Annotated in this window: 5 protein-coding genes; 2 read left to right on the forward strand and 3 right to left on the reverse strand. The window is 64.0% G+C overall.

Features of this window, described 5'->3' with window-relative positions; genetic code table 11:
- Nucleotides 1–15: 15 nt before the first annotated feature.
- The 3 genes from xth to GO615_RS27050 all read right to left on the reverse strand — a co-directional run bounded on the left by xth (nucleotide 16) and on the right by GO615_RS27050 (nucleotide 2,881).
- A complete protein-coding gene (xth, locus tag GO615_RS27040; protein ID WP_169132947.1) occupies nucleotides 16–777 on the reverse strand; it encodes an exodeoxyribonuclease III in 762 nt (253 codons plus the stop codon).
- Nucleotides 778–879: 102 nt separating this feature from the next.
- Entirely contained in the window at nucleotides 880–1,419 is a 540-nt protein-coding gene (locus tag GO615_RS27045) for a DUF3617 domain-containing protein (protein WP_169132948.1), read from the reverse strand.
- A gap of 64 nt (nucleotides 1,420–1,483) precedes the next feature.
- The gene (locus GO615_RS27050) at nucleotides 1,484–2,881 is read right to left on the reverse strand and encodes an undecaprenyl-phosphate glucose phosphotransferase (protein ID WP_246262488.1); all 1,398 of its coding nucleotides are present in this window, start codon (nucleotides 2,879–2,881) and stop codon (nucleotides 1,484–1,486) included.
- Nucleotides 2,882–3,353: 472 nt separating this feature from the next.
- Between GO615_RS27050 and epsL the strand changes: the two genes are divergently transcribed.
- Both epsL and GO615_RS27060 read left to right on the forward strand, forming a co-directional pair.
- Nucleotides 3,354–4,523 carry an XrtB/PEP-CTERM-associated polysaccharide biosynthesis outer membrane protein EpsL gene (gene epsL, locus GO615_RS27055; RefSeq protein WP_169132950.1) on the forward strand — a complete coding sequence of 390 codons (1,170 nt, stop codon included), beginning with the start codon at nucleotides 3,354–3,356 and terminating at the stop codon, nucleotides 4,521–4,523.
- Between the two features lie 316 nt (nucleotides 4,524–4,839).
- A partial coding sequence (locus GO615_RS27060; RefSeq protein ID WP_211167392.1) for a hypothetical protein occupies nucleotides 4,840–5,205 on the forward strand: 366 nt, incomplete at its 3' end.

Consider the following 5,205-nt stretch of genomic DNA (forward strand, 5'->3'; position numbering starts at 1 on the left):
CTCATGGGGCGGGGCTCACAGGTCCAGTTCGACGACCACCGGGGCGTGGTCGGAGGGGCGCTCGAGCTTGCGCGGGGCCTTGTCGATGGTGCAGCCGCGGCAGCTTGCGCGCAGCGCCTGGGAGACGAGGACGTGGTCGATGCGCAGGCCGAAGTTGCGGCGGAACGCGCCCATGCGGTAATCCCACCACGAATAGCTTTTCTCCGGCTGCTCGAAGAGGCGGAAGGCGTCGGCAAGTCCCAGCTCGGTCAGGGCGGCGAAGGCGGCGCGTTCGGGCGGCGAGACGTGGATCTCGTCCTTCCAGTCGGGGTGGGCGTCACGCTCCTCGGGGGCGATGTTGAAGTCGCCGGCGAGGACGAGGCGCTCGTGGGTCTTCATCTCGTCGCGCAGCCACTCGGTGAGGGCGGCAAGCCAGCGCAGCTTGTATTCGAACTTGTCGGAACCAACGGCCTGGCCATTCGGGAAATAGGCGCTGACGATGCGCACGCCGCCTATGGTGGCGGCGATGATGCGCTTCTGCTCGTCGGCGAAGCCGGGGATGTCCCGCGTCGTCGCGTCCGGCGCCTGCGGGCTGAGGATCGCGACGCCGTTGTAGGTCTTCTGGCCGTTGAACACCGCGTGGTAGCCGGCCGCTTCCAGTTCGGCGACGGGGAAGGCCTTGTCCTCCATCTTGAGCTCCTGCAGGCACAGGGCGTCCGGCTGGTTGGCGGCGAGCCAGTCGAGGACGTGGGGCAGGCGGACCTTGAGGGAGTTGACGTTCCAGGTGGCGATTTTCATGAGTTCTTCGTGTCGGGGAGTCAGCCGGATGCAGTGCGCGGCCGGATGCGCCATTGTGCACGAGCTGCGGCGCGGTGTGGCGCTGCAGCGCCCCCCGGGAACTCAGCCTTGGCCTTGAGCGCCGCAGTCGGCGCCGATCCAGCGTGCGTCCGTGTCCATCTGCATGTCCCCGCGCGTGGAATTCATATGCACCCGCGTTGTGAAGCGCTCGGGCGTCTGCACGTGCGCCTCGAAGTTGCCAGTGGCCGCCGGCCGCGTGCAGGTGAGCTGACCGCGCACGGTGCTGCCGGATTTCACGACCTGGTCGAGCGTGCAGTTGCCTTCGGTCTTGCCCGAGTAGATGGTGTCCGACTTCGCCTGCTCAGGCGTGATGCAGCTGCGCACCGTGCCGTCGTTGCCCAGTTTGACGCCGCGTGTGCTCATCTCCTGTTCGACCATCCGGCGCATGTCGGGCGGAAGGTTGCGGAGGTATTGCTGCGCCTGGGCCATCTGCGCGGACATGTCGGGCAGGCCGGCGATGTTGAGCCGGGTCGAGCGGAATTCCCACAGGCCGGGACGGATGTCGGTCGGTTGCGCGGCGCCGGCGATGCCGTTCGCGGTCAGGCCGAGCAAGAGGAGAAGGAGGGGGCGGGCAGGGATCATGGTCGGGTTTCGGTAGACAGCGGTTTGACGGTGCGCGGCGCGGCGAGTTTCGCGCCCGCTCACCTCAGTATGCGTTCGGGTCGCGCACGACCATGAGCGCCGTCTTGACGATGATCCAGAGGTCGAGGCCGAGCGACCAGTTGCGCAGGTAGTCGAGATCGTACTCGATGCGCTTCTCCATCTTGTCGAGCGTCTCGGTCTCGCCGCGGTAGCCGTTGACCTGCGCCCAGCCGGTGATGCCCGGCTTGACCTTGTGCCGGATCATGTAGCCCTTGATGAGCTTGCGGTAGGCCTCGTTGTGCGCGACGGCGTGCGGTCGCGGGCCTACGATGCTCATGCGCCCCTGCAGCACGTTGATGAACTGCGGCAATTCGTCGAGCGAGGTGCGGCGAATGAAGGCGCCGAAGGGGGTGATGCGGCTGTCGTTGCGCGTGGCCTGCCGCACGCTCGCGCCATCGTCGCAGACGGTCATCGAGCGGAACTTGTAGACGAGGATCTCGCGGCCGTCGAGGCCGTAGCGGCGCTGCTTGAAGACGACGGGGCCGGGGGAGGAGAGCTTGACGCCGGCCGCGACGGCCAGCAGCAGGGGGCTCAGCAGCAGTAGGATCAGTAGCGCGAGGAGGAAGTCGGAGCCGCGCTTGACGATGTTGTTGAAGCCGGTGAAGGGCGTCTCGCAGACGGCGACGACGGGCATGCCGCCGACGTTGTCCAGGCGTCCCTGGATCAGGTCGGTGACGAAGATGTCGGGCACGAAGTAGATCGACGCTGTGGTGTCCTTGAGGTCGTCGAGCAGGGCAAGGATGCGGGGCTGCGGGGCCATCGGCAGGGCGAGGTAGATCGCTTCGACGCGGCGGCGCTTGACGAACTCGGCGAGCCCGGCGAGCGGGCCGAGCAGGGGGATTTCGCCGTTGTCGGGCAGGCGCGCACGCGGTCGGTCGTCGAAGAAGCCGACGACGCGGGTGCCGAGGTAGGCGTGCTGGCCGAACTCGCGCGCGAGCTTCAGGCCGATGTCGTTCACGCCGGCGACGACCGCGATGCGCTGGTTGTCGCCGATCGCCATCCACCTGGGCAAGGCCTGTCGGGCGACTGCGTGAACGGAGAGGAGCGCGAGCGGGGTGGCTGCGATCCAGCCCACGAGCATCGACTGCGGAAAGTAGTGCAGGTAGCCGCTGGCGTAACCGAAGGCGCCCACCGCCGCTACGAACAGGAGCCAGTTGGTTGCGACCTTGCGCACCATGGTGCGCGCGTCTTCATGCAATCCGATATTGCCGGGAAAGGTGAGCGCGAACGCGAGCGCGCCCAGGATCATGTAGGGCGGACTCAGCAGGCGTTCGCCGTGCCATGCGGCGCAGGCGTACAGGACCGCGACGACGGTGAGCGGGTCGATGAATGCCTCGATTGCGCCGCTCAAGGTGAAGCTGCCGCGCAGCAGGCTGCCTTGTCTATCCAGGGCTGCAAGCATTATTTAAGGAATTTGAGATTTGTGCGCCGCACGATCACGTCCATTCGCTTCGATTCGGGTGTGATGAATGTGCCGCGAGCGATTTACGGTAGCGTCCGGCGCATCTTACTGGACGGGCTCCGATACGACTGCCGATATGTAAAAGAAAATATTTGCGCAAATGAGAGACGGGTTGGGAGGGTGACGTTCGCCATAACAATACTATTGTCATTTGTTACATCGGGTTGCTAGTTATTTAAGCTATAAAAATACATTTTAATCAGTTTGTTAGGTTGATAAACCATCGTCACGACATGGTGTTTTATGTCGGTGCAGGTGTCGCTGCAGCCGCTGCGTTTTCTCGCGATTCATGGATGCGGGCGTTTTTTAATGTGCTTACAAGCTCAATTTTCTTCCGATCCGTTTCGACTATTCTTGTGCCGAAGCTAATGGCAAGCAAGGCATGCGATATTTCAGTTCGATTACGTGCGTGATGACCTTTGCATCGGTATGTGTACACCAGGTGGCGCGAGCCGATGAAGGGGATGCACTCAATTTCAGTGTCAGTCAATCGATCCGCTACGAGAGCAATCTCTATCGGCTCGACGACGGCGAGCGTGCGCCCGAAAACAAGGCGCACGATACGGTGAGCGAAACGGGAATTGGACTGAAGTTCGATCGCCGTTATGGCCGTCAGCGCTTGTTGGCGGATCTGAATCTCGTCAGTGCGCGCTATGCGGTGCACAGCGATCTCGATCACGACCGTCCGGATGCGCGGCTGGCCTGGGAATGGCAACTCGGGAACCGCTGGAGCGGAGAGCTGAGCCACCTGTATCGCGAATCGCTGACGGGCTTCGACGAGGCGGGCGGGAGCGAGCGCAACCTGAATGCCTATGCTCGCACGCACGCCAGCGCAGACTTCTGGTGGCATCCCCGCTGGGCGGTCGGAGCCGGCTTCGCCCATACGCGGAGCAGGTTCGATCGCAGCGATGCCGATGCGGCGGAGTTCGATGCCGATACGGTGGATCTGAACCTCACCTACCGGCCGCCCACGGGCAATCGGGTGGTGCTGAAGCTGCGCGACACCGACGGCCAGTACGCGAACCGGCCGGCGGTGGCGGGCTCGATCCGCGACTACCGGCAGCAGGAGGTGCGCCTCGGCGGGGAGTGGCAACTCTCAGGCGCTACGCGGGTTTCCGGCTACATCGGACGGACGCGGCTGGAGTACCGCCTCGCGCCCGAACGCGATTTCCACGGGACGATCGGGCGCCTAGGGGTCGTCTGGGACGCGACGGCGAAGACGTCGGTGGAGCTGAGCGCGCGGCGGGAAATCGGCGCCCAGCAGGATCTCGCCGCCAACTACGCGGTGACCGATGCGCTGCGGCTGGCGCCCAGATGGAACGTGACGGACAAGGTCAGCCTGGGGGCGGGACTGGAGTGGCGCCGACGCGATTACCGCGGCGACCCGGACTTGATCGGGGCGGGGGCGGTGCGCGAGAAGCCGGAGGACCGCAGCCGCCGCTATGGCCTGCACGCGGAGTACCGGCCGATGCGTGCGCTGAGCTTCGCCTTCAGCGTGCAGCGCCAGGAGCGCGACGGCTCGCGCAGCCTGCGTGCCTATTCGGCCGATACCGCGGATTTGTCGATGCGTTTTCGTTTCTAGCCGAAAAGGATGGAAATGCCCCGCAAGGGGGCGTCGCCGCGCCGGATGCTTGTTGGATTGCACCTGCCTGGTGCCGATTGCACGGATATGGGGCAGGTAATAGCGGAATTTGTTGCGTGATTTTTACAATTGAATTGTGAAATGAAAACGAAGCTCTCTTGCATTGACTGGCACCTTTTAATTTCGTTATGGTGCGATGCAATATCCAAAAACAGTTCCGGAAAATTTTCCAAAGGCAATTGTTCGTGATTGCCTGATGGACGGAACAGTGCAGGCGCAAATGAATCGCCTGCACCCCGAGAGAGAGGTGATGCCCATGTTCATCATCGATAAAAAAGCAGTCCTTATTTCGATGTTCATGCTTGTCGCCGCGCCGGCGGCGATGGCCGATGCCGTGACCCTGTCGGGGCGCGGCGTGACGATCCATTACGAGGACCGGGCAGCTCGACTGACGGGTGCCCCGTCGTTGATCGCAACCGGGATGATGAGTTCGCCGGCCAGTCTCGCCGGCACCGGATTCGACCTGACGTCGCCGGCGGTCGGGCTGCAAGCCGCGCCGGGCTTGGCGTTGAAGGGTGAAACGGCGGCGGTCTCGGCGGTCGGTCGCGAGGCGACGCCGCGCTCCTTTGCCGAAGGCGTGGCCCTGCGCTTTTCCCTTGACGGGACGGATGACGGGGAGGGC

It is taken from the genome of Aromatoleum evansii, assembly GCF_012910805.1.
Lineage (GTDB): Bacteria > Pseudomonadota > Gammaproteobacteria > Burkholderiales > Rhodocyclaceae > Aromatoleum > Aromatoleum evansii.

Bases quoted from the DNA above. Each gene is read 5' to 3' on its own strand.
- xth (WP_169132947.1), bottom strand. From the start codon at position 777: ATGAAAATCGCCACCTGGAACGTCAACTCCCTCAAGGTCCGCCTGCCC.
- GO615_RS27045 (WP_169132948.1), bottom strand. From the start codon at position 1,419: ATGATCCCTGCCCGCCCCCTCCTTCTCCTCTTGCTCGGCCTGACCGCG.
- GO615_RS27050 (WP_246262488.1), bottom strand. From the start codon at position 2,881: ATGCTTGCAGCCCTGGATAGACAAGGCAGCCTGCTGCGCGGCAGCTTC.
- epsL (WP_169132950.1), top strand. From the start codon at position 3,354: ATGACCTTTGCATCGGTATGTGTACACCAGGTGGCGCGAGCCGATGAA.